The sequence below is a fragment of the Streptomyces sp. 1114.5 genome (assembly GCF_003635085.1).
In the GTDB taxonomy this organism is placed as follows: Bacteria; Actinomycetota; Actinomycetes; order Streptomycetales; family Streptomycetaceae; genus Kitasatospora.
Genome location: NZ_RBXE01000003.1, coordinates 554,278 through 580,471 on the forward strand (window position 1 = coordinate 554,278; position 26,194 = coordinate 580,471).

16 protein-coding genes and 1 pseudogene are annotated in these 26,194 nt (G+C 73.8%); 14 read left to right on the plus strand and 3 right to left on the minus strand.

Annotation, left to right across the window (positions count from 1 at the left end; all coding sequences use genetic code 11):
* Positions 1-396 precede the first annotated feature (396 nt).
* From BX285_RS33970 to BX285_RS33980, 3 genes and pseudogenes are all read left to right on the plus strand, one after another.
* Positions 397-1,140, plus strand: a complete 744-nt coding sequence (locus BX285_RS33970) for an IPT/TIG domain-containing protein (RefSeq protein ID WP_097241061.1) — start codon at positions 397-399, stop codon at positions 1,138-1,140.
* A gap of 720 nt (positions 1,141-1,860) precedes the next feature.
* Positions 1,861-2,145 (plus strand): annotated as a pseudogene (locus tag BX285_RS38905) (DnaB-like helicase C-terminal domain-containing protein); the annotation flags it as partial.
* Between the two features lie 1,183 nt (positions 2,146-3,328).
* A complete protein-coding gene (locus BX285_RS33980) occupies positions 3,329-4,828 on the plus strand; it encodes an S-layer family protein (protein WP_121179410.1) in 1,500 nt (499 codons plus the stop codon).
* Positions 4,829-5,177: 349 nt separating this feature from the next.
* Here the strand turns inward: BX285_RS33980 and BX285_RS33985 are convergent, their stop codons facing one another.
* A complete protein-coding gene (locus tag BX285_RS33985) occupies positions 5,178-5,678 on the minus strand; it encodes an IPT/TIG domain-containing protein (RefSeq protein WP_097241059.1) in 501 nt (166 codons plus the stop codon).
* Positions 5,679-6,311: 633 nt separating this feature from the next.
* Between BX285_RS33985 and BX285_RS37720 the strand changes: the two genes are divergently transcribed.
* The 6 genes from BX285_RS37720 (at position 6,312) to BX285_RS34015 (ending at position 17,599) form a co-directional block, all read left to right on the plus strand.
* The gene (locus BX285_RS37720; RefSeq protein ID WP_097241058.1) at positions 6,312-6,521 is read left to right on the plus strand and encodes a DUF5988 family protein; all 210 of its coding nucleotides are present in this window, start codon (positions 6,312-6,314) and stop codon (positions 6,519-6,521) included.
* A gap of 175 nt (positions 6,522-6,696) precedes the next feature.
* Positions 6,697-8,037, plus strand: coding sequence for a beta-ketoacyl synthase N-terminal-like domain-containing protein (locus BX285_RS33995; RefSeq protein ID WP_257033234.1), 1,341 nt, complete (start codon positions 6,697-6,699; stop codon positions 8,035-8,037).
* Between the two features lie 80 nt (positions 8,038-8,117).
* The gene (locus BX285_RS34000) at positions 8,118-14,627 is read left to right on the plus strand and encodes a type I polyketide synthase (protein WP_121179411.1); all 6,510 of its coding nucleotides are present in this window, start codon (positions 8,118-8,120) and stop codon (positions 14,625-14,627) included.
* Between the two features lie 89 nt (positions 14,628-14,716).
* Positions 14,717-15,139 (plus strand): ATP-binding protein, encoded by a 423-nt coding sequence (locus tag BX285_RS34005; RefSeq protein ID WP_183107330.1) that lies wholly within the window; start codon positions 14,717-14,719, stop codon positions 15,137-15,139.
* A 373-nt stretch (positions 15,140-15,512) separates the two neighbouring features.
* A complete protein-coding gene (locus BX285_RS34010) occupies positions 15,513-16,655 on the plus strand; it encodes a Mu transposase domain-containing protein (RefSeq protein WP_121179413.1) in 1,143 nt (380 codons plus the stop codon).
* Positions 16,652-17,599: a hypothetical protein gene (locus BX285_RS34015; RefSeq protein WP_147465282.1), complete on the plus strand. Its 948-nt coding sequence runs from the start codon at positions 16,652-16,654 to the stop codon at positions 17,597-17,599. The genes BX285_RS34010 and BX285_RS34015 overlap by 4 nt, the downstream gene beginning before the upstream one ends.
* Before the next feature lie 72 nt (positions 17,600-17,671).
* On the opposite strand, the gene BX285_RS39400 is transcribed toward BX285_RS34015, so the two are convergent.
* The gene (locus BX285_RS39400; protein WP_310794276.1) at positions 17,672-18,295 is read right to left on the minus strand and encodes a hypothetical protein; all 624 of its coding nucleotides are present in this window, start codon (positions 18,293-18,295) and stop codon (positions 17,672-17,674) included.
* A gap of 375 nt (positions 18,296-18,670) precedes the next feature.
* On the opposite strand from BX285_RS39400, the gene BX285_RS34025 reads away from it, so the two are divergent.
* The 5 genes from BX285_RS34025 (at position 18,671) to BX285_RS34045 (ending at position 25,291) form a co-directional block, all read left to right on the plus strand.
* The gene (locus tag BX285_RS34025; protein WP_373560592.1) at positions 18,671-19,360 is read left to right on the plus strand and encodes a response regulator transcription factor; all 690 of its coding nucleotides are present in this window, start codon (positions 18,671-18,673) and stop codon (positions 19,358-19,360) included.
* Between the two features lie 5 nt (positions 19,361-19,365).
* A complete protein-coding gene (locus tag BX285_RS34030) occupies positions 19,366-20,646 on the plus strand; it encodes a HAMP domain-containing sensor histidine kinase (protein ID WP_121179416.1) in 1,281 nt (426 codons plus the stop codon).
* Positions 20,647-20,884: 238 nt separating this feature from the next.
* Positions 20,885-21,658: an ABC transporter ATP-binding protein gene (locus BX285_RS34035; RefSeq protein ID WP_183107331.1), complete on the plus strand. Its 774-nt coding sequence runs from the start codon at positions 20,885-20,887 to the stop codon at positions 21,656-21,658.
* A gap of 47 nt (positions 21,659-21,705) precedes the next feature.
* Positions 21,706-24,297 (plus strand): ABC transporter permease, encoded by a 2,592-nt coding sequence (locus tag BX285_RS34040; RefSeq protein WP_121179417.1) that lies wholly within the window; start codon positions 21,706-21,708, stop codon positions 24,295-24,297.
* A gap of 130 nt (positions 24,298-24,427) precedes the next feature.
* Positions 24,428-25,291 (plus strand): alpha/beta fold hydrolase, encoded by an 864-nt coding sequence (locus BX285_RS34045; RefSeq protein ID WP_183107332.1) that lies wholly within the window; start codon positions 24,428-24,430, stop codon positions 25,289-25,291.
* A 65-nt stretch (positions 25,292-25,356) separates the two neighbouring features.
* Here BX285_RS34045 and BX285_RS34050 read toward each other — a convergent pair whose 3' ends face one another.
* On the minus strand, positions 25,357-26,016 hold the full coding sequence (locus tag BX285_RS34050) for a hypothetical protein (RefSeq protein WP_121179418.1): 660 nt from the start codon (positions 26,014-26,016) through the stop codon (positions 25,357-25,359).
* Positions 26,017-26,194 lie beyond the last annotated feature (178 nt).

Consider the following 26,194-nt stretch of genomic DNA (forward strand, 5'->3'; position numbering starts at 1 on the left):
CCAATCGGGTGATGCGACGTCAAGTGCCTTGCCTGCTTGTCACCTCAATGGGTTACTGGAAGCTCCAAGCCGGTGGGTCGCCCATCCTCTCCGGGGGAGTGGGGCGTCGGCCTGCCGTACGGCCGGTCACTACCGTGGCGCCATGGGCTCCCCTGGGTGGGGCGTGAACGATCCGCCCGTCACCGCGACCGGCGACATCCATCCAGGACGGTCTTGTCCTCACGCCCGGAAAGCGGCCCGGCCACACCCGTGGACCGGCCCGCCGGCGCCCGGTCCACCGCCTCGGCCGTCCGTTTCGTCCCGGCCGGGGCCTGGTCCGGCCCGCACCGTGCGTAACCGCGCTTCCTCCTGGGCCCGCCGTCGCGGCATTCACCCACCTCGTCCAAGGAGACAGTCGTGCCCATCTCCCCCAACCAGGGATCGTCCGGCGGCGGAACCACCGTCACCATCACCGGCGTCAACCTCGCCGGAGCCACGGCCGTGCACTTCGGCTCCAAGCTGGCCACCATCACCGCCAACACCGCCACCTCGGTCACCGTCATCGCGCCGTCGGGCAGCGGGACGGTCCAGGTGACCGTGACCACCGCGGGGGGCACCAGCAACCCGCTGAACTTCTACTACGTCGGCGCGCCGTTCAAGGCCTCGCTCAGCGACACCTCCGGGCCGCTGGCCGGCGGCAACACCGTCACCATCACCGGTACCGGGCTGTCGACCGCCACCGCCGTGAACTTCGGGGCCAACAGCGCCACGCCGACCGTCGTCAGCGACGGCGTCATCACCGTCACCGTGCCCGCGGGCACGGCGGCCGGATCGGTCGGGGTGAGCGTGACCACTGCGGGCGGAACCAACAACGGATTCAGCTACACCTACGTGGACGCGCCGACCGTGGCCACTGTCGTTCCTGCCGTGGGCCCGACCTCCGGCGGCACCCCGGTGACCATCACCGGCACCGCCCTGAGCACCACCCAGTCGGTCACCTTCGGCGGCACGCCGGCCCCGTTCGTCGTCGTCAGCGACACGCTCGTCACGGCCGTCACGCCGCCCGGCACCGCCGGGGCCGTCGACGTCGCCGTCACCACCGAGGGCGGCAGCGCGACCGCCGTGGGCGCGTTCACCTACCTCGCCGGCCCGGGGATCTGAGCCGGGAGTCAGGCCACTGGCGACCGGACCCCACGGCCGACGAGGCCGTCTGCCCGGGCGGGACCGTCATCGGTCCCGCCCGGGCAGTCTCGTCCCGCCGTACCCGCCGCCCGGCCCCCGTCGCTCCGGGGAACGGAGCCGGCTGCCCGACCGCGCAAGGGCCGGCGGCCGTGGGCGCCGCGATCGGGCGCAGGCCGAGCACGGCGCCCACGGCCGCCGCGCGCCGGACGGAGCCATCCGCGTCGAGGCGGCCCCGTTCCGAGGGGTTGATCGCGATTCGGTGAGTGGCGTCCGCGCGCAGCGGCCACTGGTTGATCCTTTCGGGATGGCTGCAGTCGCGAAGAGGAGATCAACACGATGACCGCACCCAACGGCACGAGGTTGCCCGGACGTCCGGTCGGCGCTCCGGTCCCGGAGCATCCCGGTCCGTCCCGCCGCCCCGGCGGTCCCGCGGTCGGCGCGCTGCTGCGCGCGTGCCCCGGACACGCGCCGTGTGTACGACATCTTGATCCCCGTCTCCTTCTTCAGCCCCGAACAGCTGGCGAAGGTGAACGAGGACCGGGCCGACCGCGGGCTGGGACCGCTGACGGCCGAGGATCGGCCGCCGCTCGCTCCCGCACCGCCGCGCAAGCCCCGGGTCGACAAGGGGACGAAGCGGTCCGCGCGACCGGACGTCCCGGGAGGGGCTTCGAGCACCCCCAGTGCTTCGAGCACCCCAACCTCAACATTCCGGTGGTCGTGGCCGCTCAGCTCAACCGGTGCGTCGAGCAGCGCGCGGGCAAGAAACCAGCCATGGCCGACCTGCGGGAATCCGGTGGCATCGAGGCCAATGCCAACGCAATCATCCTGCTCCACCGGGAGGACGCCTACGCGAAGGATTCTCCGCGCGCGGGCGAGGCGGACCTGATCGTGGCCAAGAACCGCATGGGCGGCACATTCACGGTGACGGTCGCGTTCCAGGGCCACTACTCGCGTTTCGTCGACATCACCCGCAACGTCACCTGACGTCCCCGGGGTCCCGCACTCCGCGGCCGGATCCCAGGGCCGGATCCCACGGCGGACGACCGGCCCGCGGCCGCTGGCGGGACTTCGCAGGTCAGCGGCTCGGCCGGGGCCGGGCGTGCCGGGGATGACACGGCTGTGAGGCCGGTCGACCCGGCCCGCTGCGACAACCTCCGAGCGTCCCCGCGCAGGTCCCGCCCGGACCGATCCCACGGCGCAAACCCGGGTCGGGAAGTCGCGATCCCACCGGGTGGGGAATCAGCGTGAAAATTCCCCGAAGGGGTGTCCGTTTTCGCTGATCGGCGTCGGGTCGCGCGCTACGGAAACGGCCGTTTCGCGGATTTCGGAAGGCGGCCGGGCGCTGCGCCAAGCGGGTGAAAGCGAGTCGGAAGACTTGTCACCGATTTCACGGCTCTGGATTACTTTTCCGTATCCAACCGGCGGGCCGCCCATCCCTCCCGGGGGAAGCGCGCAGTCGGCGCCCGCTGTTGCTTCAGGCGGCGGGGTGACGTACGGCTCGCGATGGGCACCCCCGTGGAGGACGTGGATCCATCTGCCGGCACCGTCTCAGCGGTGCCGGCAGATGCGGCGGCTTACATACGCCCAGGAGGCGTCATGCAAGCGATCCGAAGGCTCCGAGGCGTGCTGGCCCGTGCGGCGGACAGGTGGTCTGCCAGCTCCCCTCCCTCGGACCGTCGACGGACGACTTCAGCGGTGTGGTGCTGGGGGCACCTGCTGGGGTGGTACGTGCCGACCGTGCTGGTGGGCCGTCAACCTCCGAGCAGACCGTCGACGACGGAGAGCGCGACCGCAGCCGTCGACGGCCACGCTTTCGAACGGAACTCCTCCGTGATGCGCTCGGCCGAGTCCGTCCGCGGCAAGCACAGGCGGCGCCGGGGGCGGATCGGCCGAGGACGGCGTCCCGACCGCCCCGGGGAGGCTCCCGGCGACGGCGACCGGGCGGACGACGGCAGTCTCCTCCGCTGGGAAGAGCCGGTCTGTTCCGCCTGACCCGCCCGGCGACACACCCCTGACGAGCCCCGGTCGATGTTCCCTCCATCGACCGGGGCTCCCCGCCTCGGCGCCCGCGGTCGCGCATCTCCGGGTGGACAACCGGCTCTCCGGCCGCTTGCGCACGCACGACATTCGTCAACTCGAAGACTGCACAAGCCTTTGGGAGTAAACCATGCTTGACCACAACATACCGGTGATCGTTTCGGTCAGTCCGGCGTCGGGGGCAGCGGGGTCGGTGGTGACCCTGACGGGCACGGGGTTCACGGGGGCGACGGCGGTGCGGTTCGGTGCCGTCAACGCCTCGTCGTTCACGGTGGTGTCGGACACGCAGATCACTGCGACGGTGCCGGCGGGTTCGGGCACGGTGCAGGTGACCGTGGTGGCGTGGTGGTGGGGGGCGACCAGCAACGGTGTTGCGTTCACGTATGCGGTCGCCGCTCCGGTGATCGTTTCGGTCAGTCCGGCGTCGGGGGCGGCGGGGTCGGTGGTGACCCTGACGGGCACGGGGTTCACGGGGGCGACGGCGGTGCGGTTCGGTGCCGTCAACGCCTCGTCGTTCACGGTGGTGTCGGCGACGCAGATCACTGCGACGGTGCCGGCGGGTTCGGGCACGGTGCAGGTCACGGTGACGACGCCCGGTGGCACCAGCAATGGTGTCGCGTTCACCTACGTTCCCGTTCCCCAGTTGGTGAGCGTGGTTCCCGCGGCGGGGCCGACCTCGGGCGGGAACACGGTCACGCTGACGGGCAGCGCGCTGGGCGCTGCCACCGCGGTCGCCTTCGGGTCCGCGCCGGCTGCCTTCACCGCCGTGTCGGACACTCAGATCACCGCGACCGCGCCGGCGGGCTCGGGCACCGTGCAGGTGACCGTGACCACCCCCGGCGGCACCAGCAACGGCCTCGCCTACACCTACACCGCGGCACCGGTGGTGGCCACGGTCGTCCCGGCCCAGGGGCCGGCGTCCGGTGGCAACACGGTCACGCTGACGGGCACGGGGTTCACGGGGGCGACGGCGGTGCGGTTCGGTGCCGTCAACGCCTCGTCGTTCACGGTGGTGTCGGCGACGCAGATCACCGCGACCGTGCCGGCCGGGGGGCCGGGGCCGTCCGGCGTCACCGTCACCACGGCCGCCGGCACCAGCCTTCCGGTGCCCTACTTCTACCTGAGCAGCCCCCAGCTCACCGCTGTGGTCCCCGGCCAAGGGCCTGTCCTCGGCGGAACCACCGTCACCGTCACCGGAAGCAATCTGCTGGGGGCGGCGGCGGTGCGGTTCGGTGCCGTCAACGCCTCGTCGTTCACGGTGGTGTCGGCGACGCAGATCACCGCGACGGTGCCGGCGGGTTCGGGCACGGTGCAGGTCACGGTGACGACCCCCGGTGGCACCAGCAATGGTGTCGCGTTCACCTACGTTCCCGTTCCCCAGTTGGTGAGCGTGGTTCCCGCGGCGGGGCCGACCTCGGGCGGGAACACGGTCACGCTGACGGGCAGCGCGCTGGGCGCCGCCACCGCGGTCGCCTTCGGGTCCGCGCCGGCTGCCTTCACCGCCGTGTCGGACACTCAGATCACCGCGACCGCGCCGGCGGGCTCGGGCACCGTGCAGGTGACCGTGACCACCCCCGGCGGCACCAGCAACGGCCTCGCCTACACCTACACCGCGGCACCGGCGATCTAGGGCCTGTCCGGCGGATCTTGCCGGGCGCACGACGCCGGATCATCCCGCCTGGACGCACGCCCGAATCGTCCAAGTACACCCAGTACGAGGGCGATTCGGGCGCACCCAGACGGGCGCGAAGTGGGGGTACCTCCCGGCCGAAGGCTGGGGGAGCCACTCGCTGATCCAACGCGAATCGTCAGACACACCCTAGGGCCGCCGCCGCTTCCGGGAGCGGCGCGGAGGTCGGAGTCCCGTCCATGACGGGGTGTCCGACGAACAGTGAGCTCCGACAGCGAATGCTGTCGGAGCTCACTGTTCTCGTGCCGCCGGGTCATCTCGCGCTCGGACCGGCGGTTCGGCCGCCGTCCTACAGGTAGGTGTAGGTGGCGCCGTTGCTGGTGCCGGCCGGCGTGGTCACCGTGACCGGGACGGTCCCGGATCCGGCCGGCGAGACGGCCAGGATGGCGCCGTCGCCCAGCACGGTGAAGTTCGAGGCCGGGGTGGCGCCGAACAGGACCGACGTCGCGGCGGACAGGCCGTGGCCCACGATGAGGACGGGCAGGCCGCCCGTGGCCAGGCCGACCGGCGGCACGAGCGCGAGGATGGTCGGCGGGGTCGGCGGCTGGTAGGTGTAGCTGAGGTTGTTGCTGGTGCCGCTGGGCGTGACCACCGTGACCGGGACGGTCCCGGTCCCGGGCGGGGCGACGGCCGTGATGGCGCCGTCGAACTGGACGGTGTAGCTGAGCGCGGGGGTGGCGCCGAACAGGACCGCCGTGGCCCCGGTCAGCCCGGTGCCGACGAGCAGCACGGGGCTACCCCCGGTCGCCGGACCCTGCGAGGGGACGAGTGCGAGGAGAATCGGGGACATAGGATTCCTCTTTTCCGTCTTCCGAACGCCTGACAAGGCCGTTGCGGCCGAGTCGGGGAGGCGTTTTCCTCACGGTAGGTTCGGGTTCCGGTGCATGGCAATAGGGAATTCGATAAGGGTGGTAGCGCGAGGCCGGATCGGGAGCGCACAACTTTTTCGACGCCTCGCCGAGTGGGGTCGGAAGCGACCCAAGGCTTGCCACTGGGTATTTTAGGTGAGCATGGGCGGGTGCCTTCCCGGGTGCTCGTCGAAGAATTCTCAAGAATTCGGTGGGGAATTATGGCGGGAGCGCCCGTGAACTGGGGAGATCGTATCCGGAAGTCAGCCGATACTCCCCCTCTGACCTGCGACTATGTCAATGACTCGGCGCGCCTCGGGAGCATGGCGCAGTTTTCGTACTTATCCTTGGCGGCGCTTCGGAATCGGGGCTTTGTTCGGATGGAATAGCGGCTTCTGAGGCATCCCTGTGATCTGCTGGCTGCGGTGCGAGTGCGCCCCTGGCTTGCGTCGTGCGCTGTTGGTTTTCCTGGGTTGAACGGCTTTCCGTTGGGGTACTCCGTGTGTACGCCGTCAACCGGCCGGATGATCGTCTCGAAGAATTCTTCTGCGTTTCCGAATGGGAAGGTGAGTGTCGTGCCAAACTCTCTGCTCGTCTTCCTCAGGGGCGGCCCGATCGACATTCCTGAGATTCGGGAAGTGAAATCCGGGAACGCCGAGAGCAGGTTGAGGATCCCCCGCGGGAACGGCTACGAGCACTTCGAGATCACGCAGGACTTCAAGGACGTCGGGGGCGTACTGATGCCCGTCTACCAGTGGTCGTACCGGACCGCCATCGCCGAGTAGGTGCGCGCGTCACCGTCTCCCCGGCATCCGGCGCCGGCGCCGGGCCCCGCGAGCCGCACACCGACGCGGCGCCGCCCCGCATCACCCCACCCCACACTCCGAGGTGAGCAATGACCAGCGACCGTCCCGTACGAGTACGGACAGAGCATCAGCCCCGCACCCGTGGGGGCGCGTCGTGAGCGGGCCCTCCAGCCCGCGCCCGCGAAGCGGCACCGGCGAGCGGGACACCGTGGTCACCGGCATGGGGTTCTGCCTGCCGGGCGAGGAGCAGCCGCTGTTCACCGCGGGCGAGGTCTGGGACGTGGCCTCCAACGGCCGCTCGTGCCTCAAACACCACGGTGTCTACTACGGCTCGGTCGATCTGCCGGACGCGGCGTTCGCGGAGCGCCTGCCCGGGCTGCCGGGCATCTTCTCCCAGCACTACACCAACGCGCACCGCTACGGGCTGGTGTCCCTCGTGGAAGCCTGCTCGGACGCCCAACTGAGCATCAGGGACGGCGACCTCACCGAGGCCGCCGTCCTGGTCGGGCGCGGGGGCATCGACGCCAACGTCTCCAGCTACCTAGAGGTCCTGCACGCCGACGCGTGCACCATCACGCCGCACCAGGCGATGGAGCTGTTCGTCAGGGCCCAGCAGGGACTCACCCCTTCCGATGTGGCGCTGGTCCAAGGGGCGCTGATGCGCACCACCGGCCCCTGCTTCACGGTGTCGTGCGGCTGCGCGTCCTCCGCCGTCCAGATCGGCAACGCCCGCCGCATGATCGCGGACGGCGAGACCGACCTCGTCGTCGTCACCGGCGTGGACGTGTTCGGTGTGGACGTGATCCAGAACGTCCAGCGTCTGCTGCACGGTGCCCAGCGCGCCTACGACACCATCCGCGTCGACGGCATGCCCGAACTCCTCCCGGCCTTCGACCGGGTCATGAGGCCCTACGACCGGCGGGCCGACTGCGTGAACCACGGGGAGGGGTCGGTGACCCTGGTGCTGGAGAGCCGCGACCACGCCCAGCGGCGCGGGGCGTACACCTACGGCCAGGTCCTGTCGCACGGCATGACCCGCGACGGCCTGTCCAACCCGCTCGCGAGCGACGAGAACGGCGCCTCGCTGGTCGCCGCCATCCGCAAGTGCCTCGGCGACCGGTGGGACATCGGCCAGATCCCCTACATCCACGGCGGAAGCGACGGCGACGTCGTGGTGACCGCCTTCGAGGCGAACGCCGCCCGACAGCTCTACGGCGACGCCGTCGAAGACCTCCTGATGACCTCCCAGGAAGCCTGCTTCGGCCACAACGGCGCCCCGGCGGGAGCCCTGGGCGTCGCCCTGACCCTCCTGATGCTGGAGCAGGGGGAGGTGTGCCCCACTGCGAACTGCGAGGAGCCGGCCGACAACATCTGCTTCGATCCCGTCCCCGGGCTGCGCACCCGGCACCTGGAGTTCGACTACGCGCTCACCTGCAACTACCAGATCGGTGGCGTCAAGAGCGCGATCCTGCTGGGCAGTTCGGACGTCGACTGAACCCCGGCATCCGCCGACCGCACCGCCGGACGGCGAGCGCTCCCCACCCCCGTCCGCGCAAGCGCGTAGGAGAGCATGTGATGGGCCACGCAGAGAACCTGAAAGCCGCTGACGCGCACATCGCCGTCGTCGGCATGGGATGCCGGCTTCCCCGCGACATCGACTCGCCCGCCGCGTTGTGGCGGTTGCTCGAAGCCGCCCGGGACGCGGTCGGCCAACCGCCGATCGGCCGCGCGGGGCACGTGGCCGCGGCCCCGGCCCACGCCGCCGGGACGATGCCGCCGTGGGGCGGATACCTCAGCGACGTCGCCGGCTTCGACGCCGACTTCTTCGGGGTCTCGGGCAAGGAGGCCGACGTCCTGGACCCCCAGCACCGGCTGCTCCTGGAAGTGACGTGGGAGGCACTCGAACACGCCGGATTCCCCCCGGAGCGGCTGGCGGGGTCCTCCACGGGGCTGTTCTCGGGCCTGAGCTACACCGACTACATGGAGTCCCTCGCCGGCCAGCCCCGGGAACTCGAGGGCGCGGTCCTGACCAACGGGCACTGCGTCGCCCCGGGGCGCATCTCCTACCTGCTGGGCCTGCAGGGCCCGTGCGTGGCACTGGACACCGCGTGCTCGTCCTCGCTCGTGGCGGTCCACCTGGCCTGCCAGGCCCTGCGCGACGGCGAGTGCGACCTCGCGCTGGCCGGCGGCGTCACCCTCATGCTCGGCGCCAGGACGACGATGTCCTTCGCCCGCATGGGGATGCTCTCGCCCACCGGCCGGTGCCGGACCTTCGACGCGGCCGCGGACGGCTTCGTCCGCGGCGAGGGCTGCGGCGTCGTCGTCCTCAAGCGCCTTGAGGACGCACTACGGGACGACGACCGCGTCCTGGCCCTGGTGCGCGGCTCGGCCGTCAACCAGGACGGCCGCTCCGACGTCCTGGCCTCGCCCTCCGCCGAGGCCCAGCAGGCCCTCTACCGCCAGGCCCTCGCCCGAGCCGGAACCGACCCGCGCGACGTGGGCCTGGTGGAGACGCACGGCACCGGCACACCCGTCGGCGACCCCGTCGAGTTCTCCAGCCTGGCCGCGGTCTACGGCACCGGGCAGGGGCGCTGCGCGCTGGGTTCGGTGAAGACGAACGTCGGGCACCTGGAACCGGCGGCCGGCGTCATCGGCCTGATCAAGGCGGTGCTCTGCCTCCGGCGCGGGCTCGTCCCGCCCAACCTGCACTTCACCCGGTGGAACCCGGCCATCAGCGCCGAGGGCACCCGCCTGTTCGTCCCCACCGGCCTGTCCGCCTGGCCCACCCGGACGTCCTCGCGACTGGCCGCGGTGTCCTCCTTCGGCTTCTCCGGGACCAACGCCCACGTGGTCCTCGAACAGGCCCCGGCCCGCCGCCGCACCGTCGTCCTCCCCGGCGCTCCCACCGCGGGCACCGCCGTACACGCGGCCGTGCCCGCCGGCGACCCGCCGTCGCGGTCGCAGGCCGCCCCGCCCCACGTCTTCCTCCTCGCCGCCGGCTCCCCGGACGCACTGCCCGCCGCCGCCGCGCGCCTGGCCCACTGGCTGGAGACCGAGGCAGGCGCCACCCCCCTGCGCGACATCGCCCACACCCTCGCACTGCGCCGCTCCCCCGGGCGCGGCCGGCTCGGCGTGGTGGCCGACTCCCACCGCGGCCTGGCGCACGCGCTGCGCTCCTTCGAAGCCGGCCGGGCCCACCCCGGCGTCGTCCGCGGCCACGTGGGCGCGGGCGTCACCCGCCGTCCCGTCTGGGTGTTCTCCGGCCAGGGCTCGCAGTGGCAGGGCATGGGGCACGGCCTGCTCCACCACGAGCCGGCCTTCGCCGAGGCCCTGGCCGAAGCCGATGCGCTGATCGGCGACGAGACCGGGTTCTCCGTCCTGCGGGCCGTCCGCGACCGCGAACACGTCAGCGGCTGCGGCCGCGTGCAACCCGCGCTGTTCGCCCTGCAGGTCGCCCTGGCCGCCGTCTGGCGCGACCACGGGGTCGAACCGGCCGCCGTCATCGGCCATTCCATGGGCGAGGTCGCGGCCGCCGTCACCGCCGGAGCGCTCACCCTGGCCGACGGCGTCCGCGTCATCTGCCGGCGCTCCGCCCTCCTCACCCGCATCGCCGGAGCCGGGGCCATGGCGAGCGTCGGCCTCGACAGCGCGACCGTCGAGAACGACCTCGCCGCCGTCGGCGACGGCACGGTGTCCGTGGCCGTCGTCGCCGCCCCCGACTCGACCGTCGTCGCCGGCACCGCGGCCGCCGTCCGGCGCCTGACCACCGCCTGGCAGGCCCGCGGACTCGTGGCACGTCTGATCGACGTCGACGTCGCCTCGCACTGCCCCCAGGTCGACCCGCTGCTCGCGGACCTCGCCGCCGAGCTCGCCGAGCTCACCCCCAGCCGGCCGGCCGTCCCCTTCTACACCACCGTCCTGGACGACCCCCGCGACACCCCGGTCTTCGACGCCGCCTACTGGTGCGCCAACCTGCGCCGACCCGTACGCTTCGGCGCCGCCGTGGCCGCGGCCGCCGCCGACCGCCACCAGGTGTACCTCGAAGTCTCGCCGCACGCCGTCGTCACCCGCCCCCTCGCCCAGAGCCTGACCGGCCTGCTCCACGAGCCCGTGATCCTGCCGACGCTGCGCAAGGGGGAGGACGACCGCACCACCTTCCGCACCCAGCTCGCCGCCCTGCACTGCGCCGGAGCCGGCGTCGACTGGTCCCGCCTCTACGCGGGCGGCCGCCTGGCCGACCTACCCGCGCTGACCTTCGACCGCCGACCCCACTGGACCGACACCACCCCACCCGCAGCGGCGGCCTCCCCGCACACCGGGAGCGCCCCCGCCGCCCTGCCGGGAGCGCACACGGAGGTGCCCGGCGACCAGCCCCGCCACACCTGGCACGGCGACGCCGGCACCGACGTCCTGCCCTGGATGGCCGACCACCGCGTCCACGGCCGGCCGGTCCTGCCCGGCGCCGCCTACTGCGCCCTGGCGCTGTCCGCGGCCGGCGAGGTCTTCCGCGGCGCCGCGCACGATGTCGAAGCGACCGACATCCGCTTCCGCGAGCTGCTGCACCTCGACGCCCGCACGCCCGTCGGCACGACCGTCACCCTGACCGGCGCCGACCGCGCCGACTGCGAAGTCTTCGGCCAGGACGAGGACGGGACCTGGGTACGGCAGGCCACCGCGGTCCTGCGCCGCACCGACGCCTCCCCCCGGACACCGGCGCTCCCCGCGGCCGCACTGGCCGCCGACCACCCCGTCGTCCTGGACCCGCACGCCCTCTACGCGAGCCTGCGCGCACGGGGCCTGGAGCACGGACCCGCCTTCAGCGGCATCACCGAGCTGCGCGCCGGCGCCCAGGGCGACAGCTTCTGGGCCCGCGTGACGCTGCCGGACCCGGCACGCACCGCCCGCCACGGCCTGCGGATCCACCCGGTCCTCCTGGACCTGTGCGCCCAGCTCGTCGTCGCCGGCCTGATCGACGAACCGGGCCACGGCCTGGTCCTGCCCGTCGGAGTGCGCGCCGTGCGGATCCTCGCGGCCCCCGAGGACGCCTGCTACGCGCACGCCCGGCTCACCCGCACCGACGCGGACGGCATCGTCGGGGACGTGCGGCTGCTGGACGAGGAGGGAAACCCCCTCGTCGAGATCGACGCGCTGCGCTTCGTACGCCGCGGCGCGGCGGCCGAGGAAAGCGTCGACCGGTGGTTCATCGAGACCGGCTGGCAGCCGGTGCCGCGCCGGGAGAGCCCCGAACCGCCCGCCCCGGGCCCCTGGCTCGTCATCGGCGAGGAGGACGGATCCGCCCGGGCACTGGCGGACGCCCTGGAGCTCGCCGGAGCCCGTACCGACGTCCTCGACGTCCCCGTCGACAGCGCCGCCCTCCAGCCGCTCAAGCAGAGCATCGCCCGGCACTGGGACCGCGCACCCGCACCGTGCGCCGTGGTTCTGCTGTGCGCGCCGTCCGCGCCCGAGGACGACGCCGCCGCGATCGCACTGCGCCGCACCCGCCGCCTGCTCGCCGCCGCACAGAGCGCGATCGCGCGCGACACTCCCGCACGCCTGTTCGCCGTCACCCGGTCCGCCCACGCTCCGGAGCCGGGGCAGCCCGCCGACCCCGCCCAGAGCGCCCTGCGCGGACTCGTGCGCGTCCTGACGCACGAACACCCGGAGCTGCGGGCGACCCTCGTCGACGCCGACCACGCCGACACCGGCCTGCACCGGCTCGCGGCCGAACTCCTCGCCGACCCTCCCGAGGACGAGATCGCCCTGCGCGGTGACACCCGGCACATCGCCCGGCTGTCCTACACCCCCCTGTCGGAGACCGAACGCGCCACCGCCGTCACCCGCACCGTGCGCTACGGCGCCGACCGCTTCCAGCTCCACGCGGGGCGGCTCGGCGACCTCGACGCCCTGCGCCTGACCACCTCGCCACGGCGTGCCCCCGGTCCCGGGGAGGTCGAACTGCGCCTCCACGCCGCGGGCGTGAACTTCCGCGACGTGCTCACCGCCATGGGCATGCTGGCGACCGACGACGAGGCGGGCTACCGCATCGGCTTCGAAGCCACCGGTGTGGTCACCGCCGTCGGACCGGGCGTCAGGCACGTGTGCGTCGGCGACAGCGTCATCGCCGCCGACGTGCGAGGCGGACTCTTCACGACCTTCGCCACGCTGCCCGCCGCCGCCGTCGCCCCCCTCCCGGCCGGCGTGCCCGCGGAGACGGCCGCCGGGCTGCCCGTCGCCTACCTCACCGCCTGGTACGCACTGCGCCGCCTCGCCAGGCTCGCCGGCGGCGAGCGCGTCCTGATCCACAGCGCCACCGGCGGGACCGGACTGGCCGCGATCGCGGTCGCGCGGCGCCTGGGCGCCGACGTGCTCGCCACCGCCGGCAGCGAGGACAGGCGCCGGTACCTGCGCGCGATGGGCATCCGGCACGTCATGGACTCCCGCTCGCTGGACTTCGCCGAGCAGACCCGCGACGCCACCGCCGGAGAGGGCGTCGACGTGGTCCTCAACTCCCTCTCCGGGCCCGCCATCAGGGCCGGACTGGAAACGCTGCGCCCCTTCGGCAGGTTCGTCGAGCTGGGCGTGCGCGACATCCTCGCCGACACCCCGCTGGGTCTCGCACCGCTGCGGCACAACATCACCATGAGCGCGGTCGACCTCGTCGAGCTCCAGGACACCCGCCCGGACACCTTCGCCGAGCTGCTGGGCGAGGTCCTGACCGAACTCCGCCGGGGCACCCTCGCCCCGCTGCCGTGCCGGACCTATCCGCTCGCGCAGGCCTCCGACGCCTTCCGCCTCATGGCCGGCGCCGGGCACATCGGCAAACTGGTCCTGACGGTGCCCGGCGAAGGCCAGGCCACCGCCGTACTGCGCGACCCGCCCTCGCCGGTACGGGCGGACGGCGCCTACGTCGTCACCGGCGGCCTGCGCGGCGTCGGCCTCGCCACGGCGCTGTGGCTGGCGGGCCGGGGCGCCGCCCACCTCGTCCTCAACGGACGCACGTCCCCCTCGGCCGAGACCGAACGGGTCCTCGCCGCACTGGGCGACCAGGGGACCCGCGTCAGCGTCGTGCTCGGGGACATCGCGCAGCCCGGCGTTGCCGAGCAGCTGGTGGCCGAGGCCACCGCGTGCGGCGGGCACCTGCGCGGCGTGGTCCACGCCGCGATGGTCCTCGACGACGCCGCGGTGTCCAACATCACCGACGACCAGCTCGAACGCGTCTGGCATCCCAAGGTCACCGGCGCCTGGCGCCTCCACGAGGCCACCGCCGGACTGCCGCTCGACTGGTTCGTCCTGTACTCCTCCATGGCCTCCCTGCTCGGCAACCCGGGCCAGGGCGCCTACTCGGCCGCCAACGCCTGGCTCGACGCGTTCGCCACCTGGCGCACCGCCCTGGACCTGCCCGCGCTGGCCGTGAACTGGGGGCCCTGGGGCGAGACCGGGGTCGCCACCGGCTTCGCGGAGCGCGGCTACCGGACCATTCCCACCGCGGAAGGATTCGAGGCCCTGGGGGCGCTCCTGACCCACGGCCGTGTACGCACCGGCGTGATCCCGGGCCCGCCGGACACCTGGATCCCCCCGGCCGGGCGGGCGTCCTCGCTGTTCGCCCTCCTCACGCCCGAGGCGCCCGGCACCCCCGTACAGGCGCCCGGGCAGGATGCGGCGCGCGACATCCGGGACGAGCTGCGGGCCGCGGAACCCGGCCTCGCCCGCCGCACGGTCCTTGAGGACTACCTGGCCGGACACATCCGCACCGTGCTCCGGCTGGGGGCCAGCACCCTGGACCCGCAGACCCCGCTGAACGCGCTCGGGTTCGACTCTCTGCTCCGCATCGAACTGCGCACCCGCCTGGAGGCCTCCCTCGGCGTCAGGCTCGCCGGCGACTTCGTCGCGGGCCACCCCACGTTGGCAGCTCTCGCCGACGGCCTCGCGCAGCACATCGGCATCAGCCTGACCGCCGACGCCCCACCGGATCCCCCCGGCGGGGCCGCGCCCGGGGCCGCGGACCTCATCGCTCCCCGCTCGCCGCGGTCGGCCCTGCCGCCGGACGTTGCCGCCGGCACCGAACCGCAGAGGAGGAACCCATGAGCTCACTCCGGGCCGCCGGCGCCACGCCACTGCCGGACCGCGAAGCACGGGATCCCGGCCCTGCCGGGAGAGGGAACCAGGGGACGGCCATGACCTCCGCAAACTCGCCACGCTCGGACCCGCACGACACGCAGGGACGGCGCATCACCATGTTCGTCCTGCCGGAGGCCCACTGCGTGGGACCCGTGCGCCGTGCCGTGAACGCCATTCTCAGCCACTGGGACATAGCGCACCTCACCGACGATGCCGAACTCCTGACCTCCGAGCTCCTGACGAACGCAATCCGTTACACCGACAGCGAGCACCTGATCAGGGTGACCATCGCGCGCGACCAGCGGTGGCTTTCGATCGGCATCCGGGACCGCTCGGCGATTGCTCCCCGGGCGCACCGGGCGCCCGCCTCCCAGGAGGGCGGGCGCGGGCTGCTCCTGGTGGAGAGCATCGCCGGCTCGTGGGGGTACCGTTTCCACCTCGACGGAACCAAGACGGTTTCCTGCCGGCTGCCGCTGTGAGGCCGCGCGCCGCCCCGGACCCCGCCCGCCGTGCCCGCCGCACCGACGGTCCGGCACCGGTCCGCGCGGCGCGCGATTCGCGCGTCCTTCGATAGGCAATTCCCGCGCCGCTCGGCGGACCCCGAGAAGTGTGCGGGATATTGCGGAGCCGGGGTGGAATTCCCGGTCGGGACAGCGGTAAACCCGCTCCCTGAAATTGCCCACGACATATCCGTAAAGAAACGTTTCCGCTCCTTGAGCCGTTCGGTCGCATGCTGTATTTTTCGACCATGCCCGGCGGCCGCCGTTAATTCAAGGCGCTTTGCGGCGGCGAAATTCCGACAAACTTGGGGTCGTGATGCTGAGTGCAGAGGAATACCGAGAGATTTGCGCCATGCGCCACCAGGGCTGGTCCATCTCGGCGATCGCCCGGTGCATGGGCCGTGACCGCAAGACGGTCAGGGCCTACCTCACCGGGGAGCGGACCGTAGGGGTCCGGGCGGAGACCCGTGACGAGTTCCTGCAGTTCGTCTCGTACTGCCGGCAGCGCCTCGACGACGATCCGCACCTGCAGGCGAGGATGCTCCACGGCGAGATCGTCGAGCTGGGCTACGACCGCGCCTACTCGACCTTCACCCGCGCCCTGCGCAGGCATCTGATGTGGCCGCGCTGCGGACCGCGCCACCGCGGGAGGGCCAGCCCCGGCGGAGGCCCCCTGGAAGACGTGCAGTTCGACTGGGTACAGCTCCCGGCCCCACCGGTCGAATGGGACTGCGGGCAGGAGATGTACCTGCTCATGGGCTCGCTCACGCGATCCGGCCACTGGCGGGCCGCCCTGGCCGGCACCGGCGACCTCCCGCACTGCGTGGAAGCCCTGGACCAGGTGCTGCGCCGCCTCGGCGGCACCGGCGAGCGCTGGTCATTCGACCGGACCGCGCCGGTCTGCTCGACGGCCGGCAAGGTGATCGCCGTCTTCCACGAGATCGCGATCCACTACGGAGCCACCATCGCGATCCGCCCGCGGACGGAAGCGCCCGACCCCGTCGTCCGCGCCCACCGCTCCGTCGTCCGCCACTGGTGGGACACCGCGGCCGGCGAACCCGGCGTGCAGGCGGCCCAGGACAGCCTCGACCGCCTGACCGAGCGCTCGGGCAGCCGGAACCGGCCGGCGGGCTGCCGCACCCGAGCCCTGCTGCCCCTGCCCCCGAAGCCGTTCCCGGCGCGCATCTGCGTCCAGCGCAGGGTCGACCCCCGCGGACTCGTGCCGTTCGAGGGCAACTTCTACCTGCTCCCCGCGGGGCTCGTCGGCAACGAGGTGAGGATCCGCCGACGGCTGGACGAACCCCACCTGTCCGTCACCACCACCCGCGGGGCGGTCATCGCCTGCTTCCGCAGGGCACCGAGGGGGGCGGGCCGGACGGTCGCCGAGCACGACGGCCCGATCGCCCTGGAACGGCCCGGCCGGACGTCCGGCGCCGGGGCGCGAGCCCGCAGGACACCGTGTCCGTCGAATCCGCACCCGAGGACCGCTCCGTGAGCATCGGACCGAGCACCAGCGCGCTGCTCTCGACCACCGGCCGCACCCACAGGCAGGACGTCACAGCGTCCTACGCGGCCCTGGCCCAGGCCTGTGCGGCCACCGGCGACGACGCCCGGCACGCCGAGCTGGTCAGCGACCACCCCCACGACGTCTGGTCGCTGCCCGCCTCGCGCGCGATCGCCCTGGTGCACACGGGGCAGGACGAGGCATGGGCGCTGGTACGGGGCGCGGAGCTGCTGGAACAGCACCAGGTGGCCGTCGTCACCCCGTACTACGGCGGCGTGCGCACGGCCGCCGGCCGGGCCGTCACCTTCTGGCACGACCCCGGGAAACGGCGCCGGGACGCGTCGCTGAGCGCCTGGGTGACCGCCGCGGTGCACCGGATCCATCCCGGGTCCGCGCTGTGGTTGGAGGACCACGACCCGTTCGCCGGCCTGCTGGACGGCCTGGACGACACCCCGCTGAGCGAGTCCGCCCGCCGGTTCCTGTTCGAGTGCACCGCCTGGCTGCAGGCGGAGTGGGCGGGCATCGACTGGCCGACCCCGCCCACCGTCATCCTCGGCGCCCGACGACTCGCCCGCTGCCACGACGGCGGGACGCACCCGCGGCTGGCGCTGCGCAGACCGCTGTGGCGCGGCCACCGGGAGTGGGACCTGGTCGCCGCGCGCTGGAGCAACGAGCTGCTGCGCGGCCGCCGCGACGACTTGCAGGCCTACCACCGCACCTACACCGCGCACGGCCGCACCGGCGCCGCGATGCCCTGCGAGCACATCGGCGCGTGGTCGGGCTACCAGGTCGTGCGGGACGTCGTCGTGCTCACCGCCGTGATGGACACCGTGCGCCGCGCCCGCCTCGACTCCCGGACCCGCGACCTGGCGGTCCACCAGGTGGCGTGCCTGCGCGGCGCCCGGCCGGCCCCGTGGGACTGGGGGAAGCGGTGATGGCGGCAGCGGTCGGCGTCCGCCGCGGGCTGTGCGGTGATCGTGTCCCGGTCCGCCGCCGTGTGGGGCCGGTCAGTAGCCCCCGGAGTAGCCGCCGCTCTGCGACGGAGCCGGCGACTGGGCCTGGGCGGGTGTCTGTCCGGTGGTGCCCGGCGCCTTCTTTCCCTCGGGCGTGCTCGCGAACCAGGTGCCGCCGACGCCCTGGCCGTTGGTCTGTCCCGCGGCGGTGTCCCCGGCGAAGCGGTAGAGCGGCCAGCCGTTGAGGGTGACCTGCTTCGTGCCGTCCGGCCGGGTCACACTGCCGACCAGGGCGGAGTCGACCCCGCTGACCTGCACCGGGTCCTGGGTGGTGAGCGGCGGCCACTTCGCGGCGCAGGCGTCGGTGCAGGTGCTCGCGGACGGCTTGGCGGTGTCCTTGTCGAAGCGGTACAGGGTCCGGCCGGCGGCGTCGGTGACGACCGGCCCGAGCGTGGCCGACTTCACGGCCACGAGCCGGACCCCGCCGGTGCCGCCGGTGGCCGGGGCTGACGACGTGGCGGCCGCGGCCGGAGGGGTGGCGGCGGACGTGGCCGCGCTCCCGCCGGACCCGCCGGCCGTGTCCGGCCCACAGGCGGTGGCGGCGAGTGCCAGCACGGTGATCCCGGTGGCGGCGAGCATCCGGCGCGCGGCGAAGGCCGGAACGGTGAACGCGGGCATGACGAACTCCCCCTGGAGAGCGGTCGGTTGACGATCCGGGCGGTGTTCGCCCGGGCACCCTCCACACGAGTCCCGGACGGGAACGGTTCAACGCCGGCGACAAATATTTCTCGCCCGGGCCCCGCTCCGAGCCGTGCCCGCCTCCGAACAGCGGGCTTCGTATCCGTCGTGTATCGGGGAGCGCTTGATCGGGCATCGATGCCGTCGTCGCGGCGGCGGTGTCCGATCTCTGCGGTATCCTCCGTTCTCGTTCCGTCCCCGTCCCCGTCCCCGTCCCTGTTCCCTGCCGCCGCCGCAACCGATCGAACGAGGAGCGTGCCGCCCGTGTCCGAGCCCCGTCCGGTCCGCGTGCTGCTGGTCGAGGACGACGAGCTGATGCGGCACTCGTTCACCGTCGCGCTCGAACGGTACGGGTACGAGATGACGGCCGCGGCCGACGGGCTCACCGGGCTGGAGCTGTTCCGCGACGGTGGCTTCGACCTGCTGATCCTGGACGTGATGCTGCCCGGCCTCGACGGGATCGGGCTCTGCCGCAGGGTGCGGGAGTCCAGCCTGGTGCCCGTGCTGATGATGTCCGCGCGCGGTGACGGGCTGGACGTCGTCGCCGGGCTGGAGGCCGGGGCGGACGACTACGTGGTCAAACCCGTCGACACCTTCGTGCTCGTCGCGCGGATCCGCTCGCTGCTGCGGCGGGCGACGTACGCGCCGCACCCGGGGTCGGAACCAGGGCCGGAACCAGGGGCGGAAGCGGGTCCGGGACCGGCCGCCGCTCCGGCGGAGGACGTCCTCACCTTCGGGGACCTCGTCATCGACACCGCCGGCATGGAGGTCTCCGTCGCCGGCAAGCCCGTGGCGCTGACCCCGACGGAACTGAAGGTGCTCCTCGAATTCGCCGCCCGCCCGGGCGTCGTGCTGGAACGGCACACCCTGCTGCGCGACGTCTGGGACTACGGCTGGGACGGGGACAGCCGGGTCGTCGACCTGTGCGTGCAGCGGCTGCGCCGCAAGCTGGGCCGCGACCGGATCGAGACGGTCCGCGGCTTCGGCTACAAGCTCAGGCGCTGAGCCCGGTGCGAGCCCTTCGCCGCCGCACGCCCCGCAGCCGTACCTCCCTGCGCTGGAAGATCGCCGCCCTGGCCGCCCTCACCGCCTGCCTGGTCGCCGCGGCCGTCGGCGTGCTGGTGCACCTGTGGACCGCGCAGGACATCCGCAGCCGCGCCGAGGCCCAGGCGTTCAACACGGTCTACTCGGCCATGGACGTCTACCGCCGCACCGGCGCGCTCGCGGAGGGCGCCGAGCTCGACCCGCCCGGACTGCCCGCCGCCCTGCGCGCCCCGGCCGACGACGACCGGCACACGGCCTACGATCCCGCCGTCCACGGGAACCTCGGGCCGAGCGTCTGGGGCGCCCAGCGCACCGCCGGGCCGGGCAGCCCGGTGCTCGCCGTCCGGATCAACACGAACCCCGAACTGCACACCCTGAGCCGCCTCGACGTGACCGTGACGGTGGCCTCGCTGGTCGCCCTCGCGGCCGCCGTGCCCCTGGCGGTGTACGGGGCCGGCCTGCTCGGCCGCCGGCTGCGGCGCGTCTCCGAGACCGCGGGCCGGATCTCCGCCGGGGACCTCGACGCCCGCACCGGGCCGACCAAGGGCCGCGACGAGGTCGCCGACATCGCCGCCGCCGTCGACCTCATGGCCGACAGCCTCGGCCGGCGCCTGGGCATCGAGCGGCAGTTCACCGCGGACGTGGCCCACGAACTGCGCACCCCCGTCGGCGGCCTGGTCGCCGCCGTCGACCTGCTGCCGCCCGGCGAGACGGAGGACCTGCTCCGCGCCCGCGTGCGCGACCTGCGCGGCCTGGTCGAGGACCTGCTGGAGATCTCCCGCCTCGACGCCGGCGCCGAACAGCCGGTCCGCGCCCGGGTACCGCTCGGCGCGGTCGTCGCGGAGGCGGTCGCGCGCACCGGCCACGCCGCCGAGGTGACGGTCGAAGGGGAGACGACGGTCGAAGGCGAGGACACCGTCCACGTGGAGACCGACCCGCGCCGGCTGGAACGCATCGTCGGAAACCTCGTCGTCAACGCCCACCGCCACGGCGCCGCCCCGGTCAGCGTCACCGTCGGGCTCGCCGGACGGACGGTCGTCGTGCGCGACCACGGCCCCGGCTTCCCGGCCGACCTGCTGCGCCACGGCCCGCGCCGCTTCCACACGGGCGCCCGGGAGCGCGGCGCGGGCCACGGCCTCGGTCTGACCATCGCGTTCGGCCAGGCCCGGCTGCTCGGCGCCGAACTGCGCCTGGACAACGCCCCGGACGGCGGCGCCGTCGCCACCCTCTCCCTGCCGCCGGACTGACGGCCGCCGGCCGGCGGCGGACACCGCGGCGGCCCGACGGCGGACACCGCCACCGCCCGACGGGGGACACCGCGACCGCCCGGCGGCGGACACCGCGGCGGCCCGCGAACGACGCCGCGCGCGCAGAACCGATACGAACCGGAGCGCCGGCCGATACACCGCGGCCCGGGCCCCCGATACCTTCCCCCGACACCCTTCGACGTGCAGCCCCCGAGCCTCGCACCGAGAAGGAGCCCCCGTGACCCTCGACCCCCTGGCCCCGAGCGCCGCCCCCGGGATCGCCGCCGCCACCACCGACCTGACGAAGGTCTACGGCGCCCACGACACCCGCGTCACCGCCCTGGACGGGGTGAGCGTCGGCTTCCGGGAGGGCGAGTTCACCGCGATCATGGGCCCGTCCGGCTGCGGCAAGTCCACCCTGCTGCACTGCCTCGCCGGGCTGGACACGCCCACCTCCGGCTCGGTGCGCATCGGCACCACCGAGCTCGGCACGCTGGACGACCGGCAGCTCACCCGGCTGCGCCGGGACCGGATCGGCTTCGTCTTCCAGGCGTTCAACCTCCTGCCCACCCTCACCGCGCTGGAGAACGTCACCCTGCCGCTGGCCATCGCCGGGCGCGGCCCCGACCAGCGCTGGCTGGACCGCGTGCTCGCCATGGTCGGCCTCGCCGAACGCCTGCACCACCGGCCCGCCGAGCTGTCCGGCGGGCAGCAGCAGCGCGTCGCCGTCGCCCGCGCCCTGGCCGGGCGGCCCGCGGTCGTCTTCGCCGACGAGCCCACCGGCAACCTCGACTCCCGCGCGGGGACGGAGGTCCTCGGCTTCCTGCGCGACTCCGTCCGCGAACTGGGCCAGACCGTGGTCATGGTCACCCACGACCCGGTCGCCGCCGCGTACGCCGACCGCGCGGTCTTCCTCTCCGACGGCCGCCTGGTGGACGAGCTGGTGCGCCCCACCCCGGAGCGGGTGCTGGACGTGATGCGCAGCTTCGACGCGCGCGCCGCCGCCCGCTGACCCCACCGGCTCCCCAGACCGACTCCCGACTTCCCAGGAAGACGCCCATGTTGAAAACGGCCCTGCGCAACGCCCTGGCCCACAAGGCCCGTCTGGCCATGACCGTGCTCGCGGTCTGCCTCGGCGTCGCGTTCGTGTCCGGCACCCTCGTGTTCGCGGACTCCACCGCCGCGGCCCACCGCGCCGCCGCCTCACGGAACTTCGCCGACATCGCGGTCACCGTGACGGCCAGGACACCCCCGCCGGGGGCCGCGGCGGGTCTGCAGCCCGACCCGCTCGACGACTCGCTCGCCCGGAAGCTGGCCGACCTCCCCGGCGTCGCCGCTGCCCGGCCGACCGCCGACGGCTCGGCCGTCCTGAACGCGGCCGACGGCACCCCGCTGCGGGTCGGTGCGCGCTCGGCGAACCAGGCCGCCGCCTACGTCCCCGGACGGGACGGCACCGACAGCCGCTACCCGCTGGCCGAGGGCCGCGCCCCGAAGGACGGCGACGAACTCGCCGTGGACCGCGGCACCGCCGCCGCCGGCCGGCTGAGGATCGGCGACCGGGTCACGCTCGCCACCGACGGGCCGGCCATGACCAAACGGCTCGTCGGCATCGTCACCACCACCGACACCCGGGTGACGGCCGGCGGCACCCTCGTCCTGTTCGACCGGGCGACCGCCCAACAGCTGTTCGCCACCCCGGGCCACTACACCGGCATCGACCTCGCCGCCGCGCCCGGCACCGACCCGTACGAGCTCGCCCGCCGGGTCGCCGCCGTCCTGCCCGCCGACCGCGCCGAGGCCACCACCGGCGCCGCCCAGGCCGCCCAACAGGCCGTCCTGGTCGACACCCTGACCCGCGGCTACGAGAAGCTGCCACTGGTCTTCGCCGGAATCTCGCTGTTCATCGCCTCCTTCCTCATCGTCAACACCTTCACCATGCTGGTGGCCCGGCGCAGCCGGGAGATCGCCCTGCTGCGGGCGATCGGCGCCCAGCGCCGCCAGGTGGCGCGCTCCGTCCTCCTGGAAGCCCTGCTGGTCGGGCTCCTCGCATCCGCGGCCGGGTTCCTGCTCGGCCTCGCCATCGCGTCGGTGCTGCCCGACCTGCTCGGCGACGGGCTGCCCCGCGGCCCGCTGGTGATCGGCCCGGGGTCCGTCCTCGCGGCGCTCGCCGTTGGGGTCGGCGTCACCGTGCCCGCCGCGTGGCTGCCGTCCCGACGGGCGGCCCGGATCGCTCCCATCGAGGCCCTGCGGACGGCCGAACAGCCGCCGCCCGCACGCCGGTTGACGCTGCGCGCCGTGGCGGGCCTGGCCCTCGCCGTCCTCGGCGCCGTCCTCCTGGTCTCGCTGCGCGGTGCCAAGGACGCCTCGGAGGAGAACCTGCGCACCGCGATGCTCGCCCTCGCCGCCCTCGGCTGCGGCCTGATCGCGCTCGCGCCGGTGCTCGCCGCCCCGGTGATCCGCGCGTTCGGCGGGCTCACCGGCCGCCTCGGCGTCACCGGGCGCCTCGCCCGCGACAACGCGCTGCGCGACCCGCGGCGCACCGCCGCGACCGCCGCCACCCTGCTGGTCAGCACCGCGCTCGTCGCCGGGCTCGCCACCATCGGGAACTCCGCCGCGCGTGCCCTCGACCACCGGGCCGCGGCCGGGCTCCTCGCCGACTACGTGATCGGCTCCCGCTCCACCACGGACGGCATCGACCAGGCCGCCGTCCGGCGGGTGGCCGAGACCCCCGGGGTGCGGACGGCGAGCGCCGTCACGGACTCCACCATGATCACCGGCGGCACGGTCCTGCAGGTCGCGGGCATCGACCCCGGCGCGGTGGGCACCTCCGACACGGCGGGCACGGTGGTCCGGCTCCACCTGACCGGCGGCTCCCTCCAGGACCTCGGCCCGGGCCGGATCGCCGTCTCCGCCACCGTCGCCCGCGAGCACCACCTGAGCCCCGGCGACCGCCTCGACGCCCGGATCGGCCGCTCCCCGGACACCCGGCCGTACACCGTCGTGGGCGTCTACCAGGACGACCCGACCGCGCACGACGTGCTCGCCGCCCGCGCCGAGGTGGCGCCCGACAGCCACCTGCCGGGCTCCGTCCAGCGGATCCTCGTCCGCACCGAAGCCGGCACCGGTGCCGGTGCCGACGCCGCCTCGCCGGCGATGCAGCAGCGCCTGCGCACCGCCGTCGGCAACAGCCCGCTGCTGAAGGTCCAGGACCGCGCCCAGCTCGTCCGCGAGGCCGCCGGCACCATGGGCGACCTGCTGGCCGTCCTGTACGGGATGCTCGCGGTCGGCGCCGTGATCGGCGCGCTCGGCATCGTCAACACCCTGGCCGTGTCGGTCGCGGAACGCACCCGCGAGATCGGCCTGCTGCGCGCCGTCGGCCTGGACCGCGCGGACGTCCGGCGGATGATCCGTCTGGAGGCGGTCACCGTCGCCGCCTTCGGCACCCTGCTCGGCCTGGCCGCCGGCCTGGCCGGCGCCTGGGCCGTCGGCCCGCTGGCCACCGGCGCGGTCGACCACTACACCCTGGCCCTGCCCTGGGGCACCCTGCTGCTGGCCTGCGCCGCATCCCTCGCCATCGCCGTCCTCGCCGCCACCGCCCCGGCCCGCCGCGCCGCCGCCCTCGACCCCCTGACGGCCACCGCGCAGACCTGAGCCGATCGGCTCGGGGTAGTGGAGATGATCTTCGTTGAGTAGGGTGAACCGCCGGATGGCGGGGGGCCGTCCGTACGCCGCCCCCGTGGATCCGTGCTTGACCGCCGACGCCTCCATGGAGTGTGGACAGATGCAACCGACGTTCGTACTGGTTCACGGAGCCTTCGCGAACTCCTTCTCCTTCGCGCCGCTGCAGGCCGAACTCGGCCTCCTCGGGCACCGGTCGGTGGCCGTCGACCTCCCCGGGCACGGGTTCGCCGCCACCTACCCGGTGGCCTACCAGGCGCCGCAGGACCTCGCCGGACTCGCCACCACGCCCGGGGCCATCAAGGGCGTCACACTCGCCGACAACGCCGCGCACCTCATCGGGATCCTGGAGCGGGCAAAGCGCAACGGGCCCGTCATCCTCGTCTCGCACAGCCGCGGCGGCGTCACGGCCACCGCCGCGGCCAACCGGCGGCCCGACCTGATCGACCGCATCGTCTACGTCTCCTCCTGGTGCCCCGTCGACCTCGACGTCAGCGCCTACTACGCCGAGCCCGAGATGGCCACCGTCGACGCCACCGGGATGGTGGCGGCCATGGTCGCCGACCCGGCCGAACTCGGCCTGCTGCGCTCCAACTTCCGTACCGCCGACCCCGGCGTCCTCGCGGCCTTCAAGGCGGCCTTCCTCGCCGACGGCACGGACGAGGAGCTCCTGGTCTTCCTCAACACCTTCCAGCCCGACGAGAACCTGGACGCCGGCGGGCCCGACGACCGGGCGCAGCGCGACAGTTGGGGGCGGATCCCCAAGTCGTACGTCCGGCTGACCGAGGACGCGGGCGTGCCGCTCGCCATGCAGGACCGGATGATCCGCGAGGGCGACGCGCTGACGCCGGAGAACCCGTACGACGTCCGTACGCTCACCGGCAGCCACCTCAAGTGGCTGGTCGACCCGGCACCGGCGGCCCGGGTCCTGGACGAGATCGCCGCCCTCCTGCCCGCCGCTTCCTGACCGGAGCCGGCCGAACGCCGCGCCGGGCCGTGACCTTCGGGTCACGGCCCGGCGCGGCGTTTCGGTCAGATGCCGGGGACGGCGTCCTTCGCGACGGCGTGCCAGTTGGTGACGATCGGCTTGTCGACCGGGGTGGGGCCGACGGGGAGGCCGGCCGGGTTCGGGTCGGCGTTGCCGATGGCGATGATGACGTCGGTGAACTGGACCGCCTGGTTGCCCTTGGTCGTCTTCGCCTGGACGCCCGCGTACGCGGTCTTGGCGCCGCTCAGGGTGATCGGCTCGCCGGTGGTGTGCTCGGCGGCGGTGGCCTCGATGCCGCCCGAGCCGAACGCGATGGTGGGGTGGGCCGCGGGGAGCGTGCAGGTGATGCCCGGCTTGGCCTTGGCCGTGATCAGGATGTATCCGCCGGCCTGGGATTCGGTCTTCGCGCCGAAGACCAGGTCGTTGGCGCGGCAGGCCTGGCCGGACCCGCCCTTGTCGATGGCGGCGGGGGAGGAGGGGGCCGAGGACCGGGGGTCGGCGGGAGCCTTCGTCGGCGCGGCCGAGCCCGGTGCGGCCGAACCCGGCGCGGCCGAGCCCGGCGTGGCCGGGGCGGGTGCCGCGGCGGTCGCCGCGGGGCTCGCGGCGGTGGAGCCCGCGTCGGAGTCGTCCGGTCCGCAGGCCGTCGCGGTGGCGGCGAGTGCCGCGACGGCGGCGGCGGTCAGGGCGAGGCGGCGCGTGCGCATGGGGTGCTCCTGCTGTCGGTGGGCCGGTGCGGGCGACTGATGTGTGCTCACCGTACGGGGAGTTCGTTCACGGCCCGGTGCGGGAAAGTTCCCGATCCTGTCCCAGAAGCCGCCCGCCGTCACCGATTCCGGAGGTGGTTGACGGGAGCCGGCGAGGCGGGATGCCGGCCTGGCAGGA